This is a genomic window from Ascidiimonas aurantiaca (assembly GCF_037646345.1).
GTDB lineage: Bacteria > Bacteroidota > Bacteroidia > Flavobacteriales > Flavobacteriaceae > Ascidiimonas > Ascidiimonas aurantiaca.
On the sequence record NZ_JBBEWR010000001.1, the window covers coordinates 223,219 to 238,810 of the forward strand.

General features: G+C 40.6%; 14 protein-coding genes. 13 read left to right on the plus strand and 1 reads right to left on the minus strand.

All coding sequences use genetic code 11. The features are described 5' to 3' along the window. The first annotated feature begins 200 nt into the window (after positions 1-200). Both WAO84_RS01015 and WAO84_RS01020 read left to right on the plus strand, forming a co-directional pair. Positions 201-1,631 carry a glycogen synthase gene (locus tag WAO84_RS01015; RefSeq protein ID WP_340063156.1) on the plus strand — a complete coding sequence of 477 codons (1,431 nt, stop codon included), beginning with the start codon at positions 201-203 and terminating at the stop codon, positions 1,629-1,631. Beyond that, positions 1,621-2,889 carry a glucose-1-phosphate adenylyltransferase gene (locus tag WAO84_RS01020; protein ID WP_340063157.1) on the plus strand — a complete coding sequence of 423 codons (1,269 nt, stop codon included), beginning with the start codon at positions 1,621-1,623 and terminating at the stop codon, positions 2,887-2,889. The genes WAO84_RS01015 and WAO84_RS01020 overlap by 11 nt, the downstream gene beginning before the upstream one ends. 18 nt (positions 2,890-2,907) lie before the next feature. Here the strand turns inward: WAO84_RS01020 and WAO84_RS01025 are convergent, their stop codons facing one another. After that, positions 2,908-4,143 (minus strand): glycosyltransferase, encoded by a 1,236-nt coding sequence (locus tag WAO84_RS01025; protein ID WP_340063158.1) that lies wholly within the window; start codon positions 4,141-4,143, stop codon positions 2,908-2,910. A 185-nt stretch (positions 4,144-4,328) separates the two neighbouring features. On the opposite strand from WAO84_RS01025, the gene WAO84_RS01030 reads away from it, so the two are divergent. The 11 genes from WAO84_RS01030 (at position 4,329) to WAO84_RS01080 (ending at position 15,474) form a co-directional block, all read left to right on the plus strand. Next, positions 4,329-6,383 (plus strand): dipeptidyl-peptidase 3 family protein, encoded by a 2,055-nt coding sequence (locus tag WAO84_RS01030; protein WP_340063159.1) that lies wholly within the window; start codon positions 4,329-4,331, stop codon positions 6,381-6,383. 282 nt (positions 6,384-6,665) lie between these two features. Further along, positions 6,666-7,127 carry a (2Fe-2S)-binding protein gene (locus WAO84_RS01035; protein WP_340063160.1) on the plus strand — a complete coding sequence of 154 codons (462 nt, stop codon included), beginning with the start codon at positions 6,666-6,668 and terminating at the stop codon, positions 7,125-7,127. Positions 7,128-7,143: 16 nt separating this feature from the next. Then, the gene (locus WAO84_RS01040; RefSeq protein ID WP_340063161.1) at positions 7,144-9,300 is read left to right on the plus strand and encodes a xanthine dehydrogenase family protein molybdopterin-binding subunit; all 2,157 of its coding nucleotides are present in this window, start codon (positions 7,144-7,146) and stop codon (positions 9,298-9,300) included. After that, positions 9,300-9,542, plus strand: a complete 243-nt coding sequence (locus WAO84_RS01045; RefSeq protein ID WP_340063162.1) for a MoaD/ThiS family protein — start codon at positions 9,300-9,302, stop codon at positions 9,540-9,542. The genes WAO84_RS01040 and WAO84_RS01045 overlap by 1 nt, the downstream gene beginning before the upstream one ends. Positions 9,543-9,548: 6 nt before the next feature. Beyond that, a complete protein-coding gene (locus WAO84_RS01050; protein ID WP_340063163.1) occupies positions 9,549-9,965 on the plus strand; it encodes a molybdenum cofactor biosynthesis protein MoaE in 417 nt (138 codons plus the stop codon). Between the two features lie 6 nt (positions 9,966-9,971). Further along, positions 9,972-10,955, plus strand: coding sequence for a GTP 3',8-cyclase MoaA (gene moaA / locus WAO84_RS01055; RefSeq protein ID WP_340063164.1), 984 nt, complete (start codon positions 9,972-9,974; stop codon positions 10,953-10,955). A gap of 17 nt (positions 10,956-10,972) precedes the next feature. Beyond that, on the plus strand, positions 10,973-11,446 hold the full coding sequence (gene moaC, locus WAO84_RS01060) for a cyclic pyranopterin monophosphate synthase MoaC (RefSeq protein WP_340063165.1): 474 nt from the start codon (positions 10,973-10,975) through the stop codon (positions 11,444-11,446). Positions 11,447-11,485: 39 nt separating this feature from the next. Beyond that, entirely contained in the window at positions 11,486-12,586 is a 1,101-nt protein-coding gene (locus tag WAO84_RS01065; RefSeq protein WP_340063166.1) for a ThiF family adenylyltransferase, read from the plus strand. Positions 12,587-12,619: 33 nt separating this feature from the next. Then, positions 12,620-13,807, plus strand: a complete 1,188-nt coding sequence (locus WAO84_RS01070) for a molybdopterin molybdotransferase MoeA (RefSeq protein ID WP_340063167.1) — start codon at positions 12,620-12,622, stop codon at positions 13,805-13,807. A gap of 9 nt (positions 13,808-13,816) precedes the next feature. Then, positions 13,817-14,857 carry an XdhC family protein gene (locus WAO84_RS01075; RefSeq protein ID WP_340063168.1) on the plus strand — a complete coding sequence of 347 codons (1,041 nt, stop codon included), beginning with the start codon at positions 13,817-13,819 and terminating at the stop codon, positions 14,855-14,857. Continuing rightward, positions 14,851-15,474 carry a nucleotidyltransferase family protein gene (locus tag WAO84_RS01080; protein ID WP_340063169.1) on the plus strand — a complete coding sequence of 208 codons (624 nt, stop codon included), beginning with the start codon at positions 14,851-14,853 and terminating at the stop codon, positions 15,472-15,474. The genes WAO84_RS01075 and WAO84_RS01080 overlap by 7 nt, the downstream gene beginning before the upstream one ends. Positions 15,475-15,592: the final 118 nt, after the last annotated feature.

Sequence of the window (15,592 nt, forward strand, 5' to 3'; positions counted from 1 at the left end):
TTGTATCAAAAACGTTTAGATAACCATATTTGAATAAGCTCCCTTGTACTAAGGGAGTTTTTTTTTACTGCGTTATTAGTACAGATACCCCAAAAAACCTGAAAAGATTAACCTTAAAAAAACAGTTATAGTGAGGGTGTTTTAAAGAAAAGAAGTATCTTTAAAAAGATTTAAAAACGTAGTTATAAATACTTTCCTTAATGAATATTCTGCACGTTAGCGCTGAATGTTATCCCCTGGCAAAAGTAGGGGGCCTTGCCGATGTGGTGGGGGCACTGCCTAAATTTCAACAAAAAGAAAACTCCCGGGTAAGCGTATGTTTGCCCTGTTATGATACTCCGGTCATTCGGGACCATACCAAAGAAAAAATTTTTGAAGGTACCGTTTCATTGGGTATGCTCAAAGTGCGTTTTGAAGTAGTAACACTTCCTGATTTTACAGATTTTGAAGTATTTCTCGTAGTTCTTCCGGGTATGTTTGACAGAGAAGAAGTATATGCATATCCTGACGATGTTGAACGTTTTACGACCTTCCAGATAGCTGTAGTGAAATGGCTATTAGATCACTCACATCGTCCGGATATTATTCATTGTCATGACCATCATACCGGACTCATACCTTTTTTTATTACCCGTTCCCATGCGTTTACGTCTTTATCTGATATTCCAACCGTATTAACCATTCACAATGCACAATATCAGGGAAATTTTGGATACGATAAGCTGTATTATATTCCTGATTTTGATCCGGCCCATACAGGGTTACTCGATTGGTCAGGACAGATCAATCCTCTGGCAACCGGTATTAAATGTGCCTGGAAGGTTACCACCGTATCGCCATCATACATGGAAGAACTCAGATATGCGGCCAATGGCCTGGAAGGGTTGTTGCAGCATGAAAAAAACAAGACCCAGGGAATACTTAACGGAATTGATACCGATGTATGGAATCCCGCCACTGATACCATGTTGATAAGTAACTATTCTCTACAGACCCTTAAAAAAGGGAAACATAAAAATAAAAAATATCTGTGTGAAGAATTTGGGCTGGATGAAGACCTGCCACTCTTTATATTCATAGGAAGATTGGTATATGAGAAGGGAGCCGATCTTTTACCCGATATTATTTCAGAAACCTTTAAAAAATTCAAAGCCTCCGTAAACCTGCTCATTCTTGGGTCAGGAAATGAAGAAATCGCCTCAAGACTGGAAGCCCATACATCTTCTTTTCCAGGGTATTATAACACTTATGTGGGGTATAATGAGCGTTTATCCAGAATTATGTATGCCGGTGCCGATTTTCTCTTAATGCCCTCAAGAGTAGAACCTTGCGGACTTAACCAGATGTATGCACTTAGGTACGGTACCATCCCCATTGTAAGACGCACCGGAGGGCTTCGGGATACTATTATAGATGTAGGAGACCCCGGAGGATTTGGTATCTGTCACGACCAGGCATCTGTAGAAGATGTATGCTACTCTATTGCAAGAGCAGTAACACTTTACAATCATAAAAAACAGTTTGAAGAATTGCGCAGGCGTATCATGAAAATTAATCATTCCTGGGAACAAACAGCCCGGCATTATCAAAATCTATACAACTCTCTTAAAATACACAGTCATGAAGAATGATCGCGTACTTGCTATTATACTGGGCGGAGGACAGGGAAGTCGCCTGGCACCTTTAACCAGCACACGTTCCAAACCAGCCGTTCCCATTGCCGGGAAATATCGCCTGGTTGATATCCCCATATCCAATTGTATCAATTCGAGCATGAAACGTATGTTCGTACTTACTCAGTTTAATTCAGCTTCTTTAAATAAACATATTAAAAACACCTATCACTTTAGTTTTTTTAGCCGGGCATTTGTTGATATACTGGCAGCAGAACAAACCCCGGACAATGTGGCCTGGTTTCAGGGCACTGCCGATGCGGTAAGACAATGTATGCACCATTTTCAAAATCACGATTTTGATTATGCATTAATCCTCTCAGGAGACCAGTTGTACCAGATGGATTTTAACCTAATGCTGGATACACATATTGAGAATGAAGCAGATATTACTATAGCAACTTTACCGGTTAACAGTAAAGATGCTCCCGGATTTGGTATTCTTAAAACAAATAAAGAGCAGCGTATAACCTCATTTATAGAAAAGCCATCAAAAGATAAGCTTCCCGAGTGGGTATCTGAAGTGAGTCAAGAAATGAAAAGCGAAGGCCGCCATTACCTGGCTTCTATGGGGATCTACATTTTTAACAGGGCACTGCTTGAAAAACTCATGGCAGATACCTCTACAACCGATTTTGGTAAAGATATCATCCCACAGTCTATTAAGAAACTAAAAACATTAAGTTATCAGTACGAAGGCTACTGGACTGATATAGGGAATATTGATTCTTTTTTTGAGGCAAACTTAGGGCTTACCGATGATATTCCTAAATTTAATTTATTTGATGAAGCCAGCAGAATATACACCCACGCCCGTATGCTACCCCCTTCTAAGTTTACCGGTACCACTTTAGAAAAGACCATTATTGCCGAAGGGTGTATTATCCATGCCAGTCGCATTGAGCGGTCTGTGATTGGTATTCGCTCGAGAATTGGCAAAGGAACCACCATTAGCAATGCCTATATTATGGGTTGTGATCATTACCAGCATATCAATGAACTGGAAGCTTACAATGATGGTAATATTCCCATGGGTATAGGACAGCATTGTTACCTTAATAATGTGATTGTTGATAAGAACTGTTGTATTGGAAATGATGTGCGTATTGATGGTACTGCTTGCACGAACAACACAGATACACCTCTTTATGCAGTAAAAGAGGGAATTGTAGTCATTAAAAAAGGAGCAGTGATCCCGCACGGATTCAGACTATAGGGCGAATACCTATAAAATCTATTTACCAGTGTTTTTAAGGGTAATGTATTTGGATAGGTATTTCGTACTTTGCATACGATGGTGCATTAGCATTGCTCCCGTAAAATTAGCATTTCTATAGGTTTCTTTGTTAGTAAATACATCTTTTATTTTATTCGATAAAGCAGTTAGGATCTGTTTTTTGTGATATCGGTTTTCAAGAAGTGTATATCCATTAGCCACACTTTCCTGCCATTTTTCAGGATCCTGATATAAAGTTATGGCAGCACTAGCAAATGCCTGCGGAGTATTGGCAATGATACCATTCCACGGTAGCATTCCATGCATGCCTTCGGCTCCTATTGAGGTAGTAACACTTGGGGTACCATTTTCCATCGCTTCCAAAAGTTTTCCTTTTAATCCTGCTCCAAAGCGCAGTGGTGCCAGACATACGCGACCTACAGCCATTACCTCTGCAGCATTGGCTACCCATCCAGACACATAAAACCCGTCTTCAATAGCTTCTAATACTTTATTTTTTTTAGACATATAAGCTCCGTAAATATGTACTTCTGCATCCGGGAGCTCCTTTCTGATCAGTGGCCATATGTCTGTTTTTAAATAGTGCAGGGCATCTGTATTAGGGGTATGCCTGAAATTACCAATGGCAATAAAATTCTTTCGGTTTTCAAAAACACTGTTCTGTTTTTTCTTTTCTTCATCCGGAATAGTCCCCATAAAAGGCACCAGGTGTAAAAGTTGTTCAGGTACTTGAAAATACTTAGTAAGAAGCTCTATTTCCATATCCGAAATCATCAATGTTAGATCGCAACGGTATATACTGGCAACTTCTCTTTTTGCCAGATCGCTTTGCAGCGCCAATTCCAAAAAGTCTTTATTCTTTTTTAAAGCAGTCTCTCTCGCTTTTCTTAAAAAGTGGAGATCCTCAGTATCAAGAATACGCAAAGCCTCAGGACAAACTGCCGCTACCCGCCAACCAAACTGTTCTTCCATCATAAAACGGTCAAACAAAACCAATTCAGGCTGTAAACTTTCTATAAAATCATCAAATTGAGGACTGTTCAGTACAATCCTTTCAACGGTAACCCCTTTTTTGCGAAGCCTCTTAGCATGGGTGTTCTCTACAGAAACGCAGGTAAAAACTACAGAGTATTGCCGGGAGAGAAAAAAATCGATCAACTCCATCATACGCCTTCCCGCAGCCGAAGAAGAGGGCTCGGGCCATACATAACCAACAATGAGTAGTTTGGGCATATTCCTTTTTGCTTCAAAGGTACTTTTTTCATTTAAAAAGCAACTGCCAAAAAAAGAGGTATATCAGAAATGTACCCTAACCATATACCAATGCCATATCTTTTAAAAACTTATAGCTATACGAAAACTCTTTCATTATTTTTTCGTTTATTTTTGTGCATCAGAAACTAATTAATTACTTACTAATGAGACAAAAAATAATACTAGTATCGGTACTTTTTTTATGGGTTTTTCAGGCTTGCAGGCAAGAACCAAAAGCACCGGAAACCACATCGTTTCAGGAAGAGTTTACCGATATGGTAAACGGTAAACTTGAAGATTTTGTAGTAGATCAATTTGCCGATCTGAGAATACTCAGGTACCAGATACCGGGATGGGATGAATTAACCTTAAAAGAACAAAAACTGGTGTATTATCTAGTCGAAGCCGGTTTGCAGGGTAGGGATATCATGTATGATCAGAATTACCGGCACAATCTGGCTATTCGTAATGCACTGGAGAATATATATCTTTCTTACACAGGAGATAAAACTACTAATGACTGGAAGGCATTTGAGGTATATCTGAAGCGTTTTTGGTTTTCAAACGGGATACACCACCATTATTCCAATGATAAAATAAAGCCTGATTTTTCACGGGAATATTTAAAAACACTGTTAGCAGAAACAGCAACGCCTCTCAAAAATGAGGCATTTGAAGTGATCTTTAATGATGAAGATGCCAAAAAAGTGAATCAGGCAAAAGGAATAGATAATGTAGCCATGTCTGCCGTTAATTTTTACGGTCCCGGTGTTACCAATGAAGATGTAGAAACCTTTTACGGGAACATGGAGTCGCCAGACCCTGATAAACCTCTATCCTTTGGGCTTAACTCACAACTCATAAAAGAAAACGGAGTAGTCACCGAGCGTGTATATAAGTCTGGCGGACTTTACGGGAAAGCGATCGATGAAATAGTGAAATGGCTGGAAAAGGCTAAAGAAGTAGCCGAGAATACCGCGCAGGGTGATGCATTGGGCCTTCTTATTGAATATTATAAAACAGGAGATCTGCAAACCTGGGATGAGTATAACGTAGCGTGGACAGCCGCTACAGAAGGCAATATAGATTATATAAACAGCTTTATTGAAGTGTATAACGATCCTTTAGGCTATAAAGGCTCTTATGAAAATATAGTACAGATAAAAGATTTTGATATGTCCCAAAAAATGTCTGTACTTTCTGAAAATGCACAATGGTTTGAAGATAACTCTCCCATAATGGATACCCACAAGAAAAAGAACGTAGTAGGAGTAAGTTATAAAGTAGTAAATGTAGCCGGAGAGGCGGGAGATGCTTCACCCAGCACGCCTATTGGTGTGAATTTACCCAACGCCAACTGGATACGGGCTGCCGTAGGCTCTAAATCTGTTTCACTTGGTAATATCATAGATGCATATAACAATGCCGGTAGTAGCGGACGCTTGCAGGAGTTTGCTTATAGTGAAGAAGAAGTGACCCTTAATAAAAAGTACGGACAACTGGCTTCCAAACTACACACGGCACTTCATGAAGTAATAGGTCACGCTTCCGGAAAACTAAACCCCGGAGTAGGGGAAACCAAAGAAACCCTTAAAAACTATGCATCTACATTAGAAGAAGGAAGGGCAGACCTCGTGGGACTTTATTTTATAATGAACCCCAAACTTCAGGAACTCGGCCTTACAGACAATTGGGAAGAACTGGGCAAGACCTCATATAACAACTATATCAGGAATGGTTTAATGATGCAGCTTATCAGGTTGGAACTGGGAGCAGATGTTGAGGAGGCCCATATGCGTAACCGTCAGTGGGTATCTGCCTGGGTGTTTGAAAAGGGAGCTGCAGATAACGTGATCGAAAAGGTTTCCAAAGATGGTAAAACGTATTTTAAGATCAATGATTATGTAAAACTCCGGAAACTCTTTGGCGAACTACTGCGTGAAACCCAGCGCATCAAATCAGAAGGTGATTATGAAGCAGCTCAGGCTTTAGTAGAGGGATATGGAGTAAAAGTAGATCAAACCATACATGCCGAAGTATTAGAGCGTAATAAAGCTTTTAAAAGTGCTCCTTACAGTGGTTTTGTAAACCCTGTATTGGTGCCTGAGACTAATGAAAATGGAGAGATCACATCCATTAGTGTAAAACAGCCGGTTTCTTTTGAGAACCAAATGCTTGCATATTCAAAAAAATACAAGCATTTGCCGGAAGAAAACTAAAATTCAGGTAAAATCATATACCCCCTCATACTTAAAAGTATGGGGGTTTTTTATGCCTTTTTCATGCATATCCCTATAGGTTCACAGTGCTTTTGGCTCTGTTTTTTGAAATCTTTACAAATTGTTAAAAAGTAAAGTACCTGTCTATTTTTTAGTAACTTGTTAAGCACTTTATATTTCATATTAAGATTTTAAGTGAGCGAACTCATTTCCGGTTTACAGTAAGCCGTTATAGGAAAATACTAGAAGGAATTAAATTAATCAATCTAATCAAAACATTTTATGTCAGTTTACAATTTGACGATCAATGGAAAATCAGTTACCGTAGAGGCGGATGCCGATATGCCATTGCTCTGGATTTTAAGAGATCACCTGGATCTGGTAGGCACGAAATACGGCTGTGGTATAGGGCAATGTGGTTCATGTACCGTACACCTTGACGGAAATGCTACACGCAGTTGTTTGCTGCAGGTGTCACAACTGGAAGGAAAAGCAATTACCACTATTGAGGGGTTGTCTGAAAATGGAGATCATCCGGTGCAACAAGCCTGGAAAGAGGAAGACGTGCCTCAGTGTGGCTATTGTCAGGCCGGACAGATTATGACCGCGACAGCTTTCTTAAGAAACAATCCTAACCCTACTAGGGATGAGATAAGAAATGCCATGCATGGCAATTTATGTAGGTGTGCGGCATATAACCGTATAGAAAAAGCAGTAGCAAAGGCTGCGGAAAAATCTAACTAATCAAACCTTGAAAAAAATGTCGTCATCCGTAATACCAAATAGTTTTAACAGAAGAGCATTTTTAAAAACTTCGGCTTTGGCAGGAGGAGGAATGCTCATCGGCTTTAATTTTTTTACTGCCTGTAAATCGGAAGTGACACCACCAACCGATATCTCGCAACTAAATTTTAATGATTTCAATGCATTTATTAAAATTGCTGACAATGGTATGGTTACCATTTTTTCACCCAATCCGGAGATAGGTCAGGGTGTAAAAACCTCTATGCCTATGATCATTGCTGAAGAGCTCGATGTTCCCTGGGAGCATGTGTTTGTGCAGCAGGCTCCTTTAGATACTGAAAACTATACCCGGCAGGTAGCCGGAGGTAGTCAGTCCATACGTCAGGGTTGGGATGCACTTCGGGAGACAGGAGCTACCGCAAGGCAGATGCTCATTAACGCTGCCGCAGCAGAATGGGGAATTGCCGCCTCTCAATGTACAACAGAAAAAGGGTTTATTTATCGCCCGGGAGGTGAAAAAAAAGGATATGGAGAAGTAGCAACGGCAGCTGCAGGATTAGAAGTTCCTGAACTGGTAACTTTAAAAGATCCTTCAGACTTTTCTATTATAGGGAAGGATATAAAAAATGTAGATATTGATAAGATCATTACCGGAAAACCTCTGTTTGGGCTTGATTTCAAACGCGAGGGAATGTTAATTGCTTCGGTACTAAGGCCACCCGCATTTGGCAAAAAACTGGTTTCCTTTGATGATACCGAAACCCTAAAAGTAAACGGTGTTAAAGAGGTTTTCCAGTTTGGAGACAAAATAGCGGTTCTGGCAAAAGATACCTGGACTGCAATGAAAGGAAAATCAAGATTACAGGCAGAATGGACCAATGACAGCGATCTGGAAAGTACTGAAGATCATGACAAAATACTCATGGGTCTTTTAGACGGAAACAGTTTTCAGACCATGCGTTCAGACGGCGATGTAGATAAAGCATTCTCTCAGGCAGATGAAGTAGTAGAGCGCACCTACGAATCTCCTTTTCTTCCGCATAACTGCATGGAACCTATGAATTTCTTTGCACATGTAACCAGCACAAAAATAGAGCTGGTAGGGCCTATTCAAACTCCTGAAGGAACTGCAAAACGAGTAGCTCAGATATTAGAACGTGATGAGAAGGATATTCATCTGGAAATGACCCGAATGGGAGGTGGTTTTGGCAGAAGACTTTATGGCGATTTTGTGGTAGAAGCAGCCGAGATATCCAATATAGCCCAAAAACCTGTTAAAGTAGTTTACTCCCGGGAAGACGACATGACTGCAGGTATTTACCGCCCGGCTATAAAATATCGTATAAAAGCCTCTCTTAAAGATGGTAAAGTAACCGGGTACTACCTTAGGGAAGCATCTGTTAACAGCAATATGTACGGTTTAATACCTAATTTTTTCCCGGCAGGAGCTATAGCCAATTACAAAGTAGATGTAGCCAATTATAAAAGTAAGATCACCACCGGAGCCTGGAGAGCTCCCTATACCAATTTCCTGGCTTTTGCCGAACAAACCTTTTTTGATGAACTGGCTGAAAAGCTAAAACAGGATCCGGTACAATTACGTCTGGACCTTCTTGAAAACGTAAAAGGTACTACCGATGATCGTATTCAGTATTCACCGGAAAGAATGCAGGAAGTTATTAAACTCGCAGCAGAAAAAGGAAAGTGGAATGTTATGAAAGAAGGAGTTTATAAAGGTTTTAGCGCTTATTACAGCCATAATACACATGTGGCAGAAGTAGCAGAAGTAGTCATGCGGGACGGGACTCCGGTAGTGACAAAAGTTACCTGCGCGGTAGATTGTGGTATCGTAGTGAATCCGCTGGGTGCCCGCAATCAAACCGAAGGAGGAGTGCTGGATGGTATAGGACACGCCATGTACGGTAATTTTACCTTCAAGAAAGGTGTGCCGGAAGCCAATAATTATGATAGCTATCGTCTTATAAGAATGCAGGAAACACCCAAAGTAGAGACCTATTTTGTTAAAAACGAAATAGCTCCCACAGGATTGGGAGAACCGGCCCTGCCACCTGCCGGCGCGGCAATAGCCAATGCATTCAGGCTGGCAACAGGAGAACGTTATTATCATCAACCCTTTATTGAAAGTTTAAAAACAAAACAGGTAATAGGATAATGAGAATATTGTTATTTGGTATTACACGTGATATTGTGGGAGCTTCTGTTCTAAATGTAGATAAAAACAGTTATCCCCTTACCACTGTGCGAGACCTCAAAACCCACCTTGTAAACAAATATCCCGACCTGGCAGCTTTGTCTTCACTGGTCATTGCCGTAAACAATGAGTATGCCCGAATGGATACAACTATTCGTGAAAAAGATGAAATTGCATTGATACCCCCGGTAAGCGGAGGTTAGTATTCTATGAAAAAGAATGTATCCATAGTATCAAAAATAGATACAACCCGTATTTATGAAGAGTTGTCACACCCCGGCAGTGGCGGTAGTTGTGTTTTTGTGGGCAGTGTACGTGATACAACCAATAATAAGATAGTTACCTCACTGTTTTTTGAGGCCTATGAAAAAATGGCACTCGCAGAAATGCATAAAATAGCAGATCAAGCTCTGGAAAAGTGGGAGCTTAACAAAGTTATACTACACCATGTAGTAGGAACTAAAAATATTGGAGAGCCCGTAGTAGTTACAGGTGCTTCATCTGCCCATCGGGATGCCTGTTTTGAAGCCTGCAGATATTTGATAGATACCCTTAAAGAAAAGGTGCCTATCTGGAAAAAAGAGTTTTTTGAAAATCACGAAACATGGGTTTCAGCCCACCCCTGAATCATTATGTTAATAGATAACCATCATAGAGTTATAAATTATCTGCGCCTCGCTGTAACAGATCGTTGCAACCTGCGCTGTAACTATTGCATGCCCGAAGAAGGTATTAATTTTGCCAAGCGAGATAAATTATTCACTATTAACGAACTCTCCCGTGTAGGCAGTCTTATGGCTGGTATGGGAATTGATAAAATACGAATAACAGGAGGAGAACCCTTCGTTAGGAAAGACCTAATGGTGCTACTCAGGCATTTGTCAGGTATCCCATCTTTAAAAGAAATATCTGTTACCACCAATGCCACCCTAATAGGCAAGTATATAAAAGAGTTAAAGCAACTGGGGATTATACATGTAAATGTTAGTATGGATGCCATAGAGCGCCATACTTTCGAAAAGATAACCAGACGAGACCATTTCGATACGGTTTATGGGAATCTGGTACAGCTTATTAATGAAGGGTTTCATGTGAAGATCAATTTTATTGTTTTAGACGGGCAAAATACAAACGATATCATTCCCATGTTAGAACTTACACGTCGCTTTCCCGTTTGCGTTCGTTTTCTTGAAGAAATGCCCTTTAACGGAGGTTCCAGAGTCTTTAACCAAATACAATGGAACTATAAAAGGATATTGGAGTTTATACGGGTCGCTTATCCGGATATGGAAGAGATCCCTTCAGAAAAAACCTCGACTTCCATCAATTATCAAATTAAAGGGTTTAAAGGTTCTTTTGGGATCATACCTTCTTTTAGCCGTACCTTTTGCGGAACCTGTAATCGCTTGCGAATATCAGCTACCGGAGATGTAATTACCTGCTTATACGGGAAACCGATAGTAAATATCAGAGAACTTTTGCGAAGTACAAATCCCGATGTAAAAATAAAAGAAGCAGTGTTGCAGGCTATTGGTAGCCGCGCCAAAACCGGATTTGAGGCTCAGGAAAAATATGCGAGTGTTTTTGATAACTCTATGACCTCCATAGGAGGATAACCTTTTAACAAAATTACATGAAAGAAGAACTGTCCCATATTAATGAAAAGGGAGAAGTAGTCATGGTAGATGTTTCCCATAAAGATACGACCAAAAGACAGGCTACCGCTTCCGGATGCGTTTCTTTTCCTGAAGAAGTGTTTCGCGAATTGACAACATCCGGATTTATTTCAAAAAAAGGTGGTATTATTCAAACCGCAGTTATTGCGGGAATCCAGGCCGTTAAGCAAACCCATACGTTGATACCGCTCTGCCATCAGTTACTTTTGGACAAAGTACACATAGATATTGTTCCCGATACTTCGGCATTGTGCATAACCTGCACCGTTGGCAGTACCGGACGTACCGGAGTAGAAATGGAAGCACTGACCGGGGTTTCCGTAGCGGCACTTACGGTGTATGATATGTGTAAAGCCCTTTCACATGACATTACCATAACAGAAATCCAGCTAGAAAGAAAACAAGGTGGAAAGAAAGATTTTACCCGGTAATCAGGTTATTACTTTTGTTTTTAGATTACACCCGGCTATATGAAAGAAAACCGCTATATACGGCAAATATCACTTAAGAGTTTTGGAGAAGAGGCTCAAAGAAAATTGGGAGAGGCTTCGGTACTGGTTGTGGGGGCAGGCGGACTTGGGCTACCGGTACTTCAATATCTTAACGCTATGGGAGTTGGAAAACTTGGCATAGTAGAGTATGATCGGGTAGCGTTATCCAATCTTCACCGGCAGATAGCATATACAGAAGCCGATGTAAAGAAGCCCAAAATCGAAGTGATTACCAGACTATTGAAAGCTCAAAATACGCAAACCGGGATAAAACCATTTCCCGTGCGGCTAACCGCTGAAAATGCACTCACCATTATCTCTCAATTTGATGTGGTAGCTGACTGCTCAGATAATTTTGCTACACGATATTTGGTAAATGATGCCTGTGTCTTGTTAAAAAAACCTTTTGTGTATGGAGCACTCCATGCTTTTGAGGGTCAGGTAAGTGTATTTAATTATAAGCAGGGGCCTACCTACCGTTGCCTTTTTCCAAAACCACCCTCCCTGTCTGAGATACCTGATTGTAATACCAATGGCGTGTTAGGAGTTTTACCGGGTATCATAGGGAACCTTCAGGCTCTGGAAGTAATTAAAGTAATTACCGGAATAGGCAAAGTGACGACTGGAATTTTGCTGTTATACGATACACTGGAGCAACAACTTAACAAGATACGTTTTTCATTAGTGCCCGAAAATAAAGAGATAACAAAGCTTCAGAACACTTACGTATCAGACCACTGTATTGCAGACAATTGCAAAACTATTGATATGGATACGTTTATTCGCGAATTTACCGAAAACCCTCAAAAGCAAATAATAGATGTTCGTACACCTCGCGAGTTTAAAGATTTCTCATTAAAAGGGGCAATTAACATTCCTCTCAGTGCCTTGCCCGGGCGGCACTACGAAATTGACAATAAAAAAAACATATATTTTATATGCCAGTCTGGCGAGAGAAGTTTACAGGCTGCGAATTTTCTGAGGACTGCCTATAGAAATGCAACCGTTTTTTCTGTTGAAGGAGGTATGGACGCGTACAGTCAAAACAGTCAACAGAATACTCATAAAATAAGTATATGATCGGTATATACCATTTAATATAGAAACAATAATATGATTGCATTTAATGATGCTTTTGCACAGGTGATGCAATATTGCCGTGCTTTCGATATTGAAAAAATACCTTTAGAACAGGCTTCGGGAAGGATCCTGGCCGAAGATATTTTTGCAGATCGCGATTTTCCTCCTTTTAACCGTGCCACCAGAGATGGTATTGCGATTAGCTTTCAAACAGACAAAGTTCCCTTATCATGGAAATCCACAGGAATCGTTGCTGCCGGAACGTCACAAACAATCTTGTCAGATGCTTCCAATTGTGTAGAGATCATGACCGGTGCCGTAGTGCCGGATATGGCAGATACCATTATCATGTATGAAGATCTTGAAAGCAGTGAGGGCTACTTCAGAACTAAAGTGGCCCCAGTAAAGGGACAGTTTATACATTATAAAGGAAGCGACATGAAAAAAGGGGCCAAAATAATAAAGGCACCTCAAGAAATAAATGCTGCCATAGCGGGTGTTCTGGCTGCTGTGGGTAAAAAACAGGTAACCGTATATAAACAGCCAATAGTAACCTGTATATCAAGTGGAAACGAATTGGTACCTGTAGATCAGGAACCTTTGCCACACCAAATACGAAGGTCTAACACCCAGGCATTGGAAGCAGCGCTGAATAAACGGGGGGTTGTGAGCCAAACAATACATTTGCCGGATGATAAAGAAAAAATACATACTGAAGTAGAGGAGGCCCTCAAAAAGAATGATGTATTGCTCATAAGCGGGGGAGTGTCAAAAGGTAAATATGATTATCTCCCCGAAGTATTAGATACACTGGGAGTAGAAAAAATATTTCACAGGGTACGTCAACGCCCCGGAAAACCTTTTTGGTTTGGAGTTCATAAAGCTCTGAACACAGTTGTTTTTTCATTTCCTGGTAATCCGGTTTCAACCTTTGCCGGATACTACCTTTATTTTTACCCGTGGCTCCGTAAATGTTATGGTTTACCGTTAAAAAGGGAAGAAGCTGTCTTAAAGACATCTGTAAAACCAGAAGAGCAGTTTACCAGATTTATCCCGGTTTCTAAACAAAATATAAAAGGTTCTGTTTGTGTAACCCCCGTTTTTATGAACGGTTCCGGAGACTTGTTAAGCCTGGCTTCCGCAGATGGATTTGTGATCGTACCTCCATCAACCCAGTCTTTTGATATGGGAGCGGTTGTTTCTTTTGTTCCGATTACCTAATTTCATACCATGACACATGAACTAAAAAAAATACTGGCACATTATAAAAGAGCTTCAGAAGCGGGTCATAAAACTGTTTTGGCCAGTGTGGTATCACTGCAAGGGTCTTCCTATCGAAGACCCGGAGTACGTATGTTGATAGCTGAAAATGGTACGCTTACCGGAGCTGTGAGCGGAGGTTGTGTGGAGAAAGAGATCGTACGGCGGGCTGCACAGGTTTTTTCAAACGGTACCCCTTTATTGATTACCTACGATGGTCGGTATCGTTTAGGGTGTGAAGGCACTCTTTACATACTCATCGAAACCTTTGAACCGGATGATGAATGTTTGTCTGCTTTTGAGAGCGCCATAAAAAACAGAAAACCCATCACCCTTTTTTCAATGTATGGTTCAATAGATAACGGCACCTACGCGGGGAATACACTTTTTAAGTACAGCGAGGAAAAAACGTTTACCTTCAGTAGTGAAGCGCATGTACAGAGCCTGCAGGAAACCGGAGAAATGCAGGTTTTTAAACAAAAGCTGAAACCTTGCTTTCAACTGGTGATCATAGGAGCAGAACACGATGCTGTTCAGCTCTGTTCCATGGCATCCCTATTAGGGTGGGAAGTAATAGTTATAGCATCGGCTTCAGACCCCAGGACTTCTATAAATTTTCCAGGAGTAACCACCCTTATAAATTCAGATCCTCAGAATTTGGATACTTCTATAATCGATAATGATACTGCTGTAGTACTTATGACACATAGCTTTGCAAATGATCTTGCATATTTTATTGCTATGAAAAACCGTACTCCTCTATATCTGGGTTTGCTGGGTCCGGCGAAACGTAGGGAAAAGCTTTGGAACGCATATTTAGACAGGTACCCCGAAACGGCGCCTGAATTTTTTAATACCATGTACGGGCCTGCCGGCCTAAATATAGGTGCAGAGACCCCTCAGGAAATAGCCATAGCCATTCTGGCAGAAATACTGGCGGTAGTTCGTGATCAGAAGCCTCTGTCTTTAAAAGACAAGTCAGGTACTATACACAGCGGAACGCAATGGTAAAAGCAGAAAACAGTGTTATGGTTATTCTGGCTGCCGGAAAATCATCCCGTATGGGGAGACCGAAACAACTGCTCCCGTGGGGTAATCGCACGTTATTAGGTCATGTGATACAACAATCCATAACAACCGGATTTCAAAAAACAATAGTTGTTCTGGGAGCCTATGAGAAACATATACGCAGCACATTAGCAAACTATCCGGTTCAATACCTTTTTAACAAAAAATGGGAAGAAGGTATGGGCAGCTCTATAGCGTTGGGAGCTTCTTACCTCTTAAGTAAGGATCATTTGAATTATCAGGGAGTATTGATAAGCCTGGGTGATCAACCCTTTGTAGATATTTCCTATTACAAAAAAATGCTCGCAACATATACTAAAGGAAAATGTCAAATTATTGCTACTTCTTACGGACATAAATCTGGCGTACCGGCTCTTTTTGACCCCTATTACCTAAAAGGGCTGTCAAACCTAAAAGGGCCCGAAGGTGCAGCCCAACTCATAAGTCAAAATAAAGAAAATGTATTATCCTTGCCAGCTGACTTCAAAACAACAGATATCGATACAGAAGAACAATATATGAAACTACACAAAATATTCTTACAACAAGCCGGCAACTAAAACTGTTCAGGTTTTGAAACTAAAACCTCAAAAACTTCAAATCCTGAGTAGGTTTGTGATAAAGTTTGATTATCATAACATAAACAAACAGTACTGCTAAGTTAAAATGAGATAAATA

Coding starts and splice junctions, on each gene's coding strand:
- WAO84_RS01015 (WP_340063156.1), top strand. CDS start 201: ATGAATATTCTGCACGTTAGCGCTGAATGTTATCCCCTGGCAAAAGTA.
- WAO84_RS01020 (WP_340063157.1), top strand. CDS start 1,621: ATGAAGAATGATCGCGTACTTGCTATTATACTGGGCGGAGGACAGGGA.
- WAO84_RS01025 (WP_340063158.1), bottom strand. CDS start 4,143: ATGCCCAAACTACTCATTGTTGGTTATGTATGGCCCGAGCCCTCTTCT.
- WAO84_RS01030 (WP_340063159.1), top strand. CDS start 4,329: ATGAGACAAAAAATAATACTAGTATCGGTACTTTTTTTATGGGTTTTT.
- WAO84_RS01035 (WP_340063160.1), top strand. CDS start 6,666: ATGTCAGTTTACAATTTGACGATCAATGGAAAATCAGTTACCGTAGAG.
- WAO84_RS01040 (WP_340063161.1), top strand. CDS start 7,144: ATGTCGTCATCCGTAATACCAAATAGTTTTAACAGAAGAGCATTTTTA.
- WAO84_RS01045 (WP_340063162.1), top strand. CDS start 9,300: ATGAGAATATTGTTATTTGGTATTACACGTGATATTGTGGGAGCTTCT.
- WAO84_RS01050 (WP_340063163.1), top strand. CDS start 9,549: ATGAAAAAGAATGTATCCATAGTATCAAAAATAGATACAACCCGTATT.
- moaA (WP_340063164.1), top strand. CDS start 9,972: ATGTTAATAGATAACCATCATAGAGTTATAAATTATCTGCGCCTCGCT.
- moaC (WP_340063165.1), top strand. CDS start 10,973: ATGAAAGAAGAACTGTCCCATATTAATGAAAAGGGAGAAGTAGTCATG.
- WAO84_RS01065 (WP_340063166.1), top strand. CDS start 11,486: ATGAAAGAAAACCGCTATATACGGCAAATATCACTTAAGAGTTTTGGA.
- WAO84_RS01070 (WP_340063167.1), top strand. CDS start 12,620: ATGATTGCATTTAATGATGCTTTTGCACAGGTGATGCAATATTGCCGT.
- WAO84_RS01075 (WP_340063168.1), top strand. CDS start 13,817: ATGACACATGAACTAAAAAAAATACTGGCACATTATAAAAGAGCTTCA.
- WAO84_RS01080 (WP_340063169.1), top strand. CDS start 14,851: ATGGTAAAAGCAGAAAACAGTGTTATGGTTATTCTGGCTGCCGGAAAA.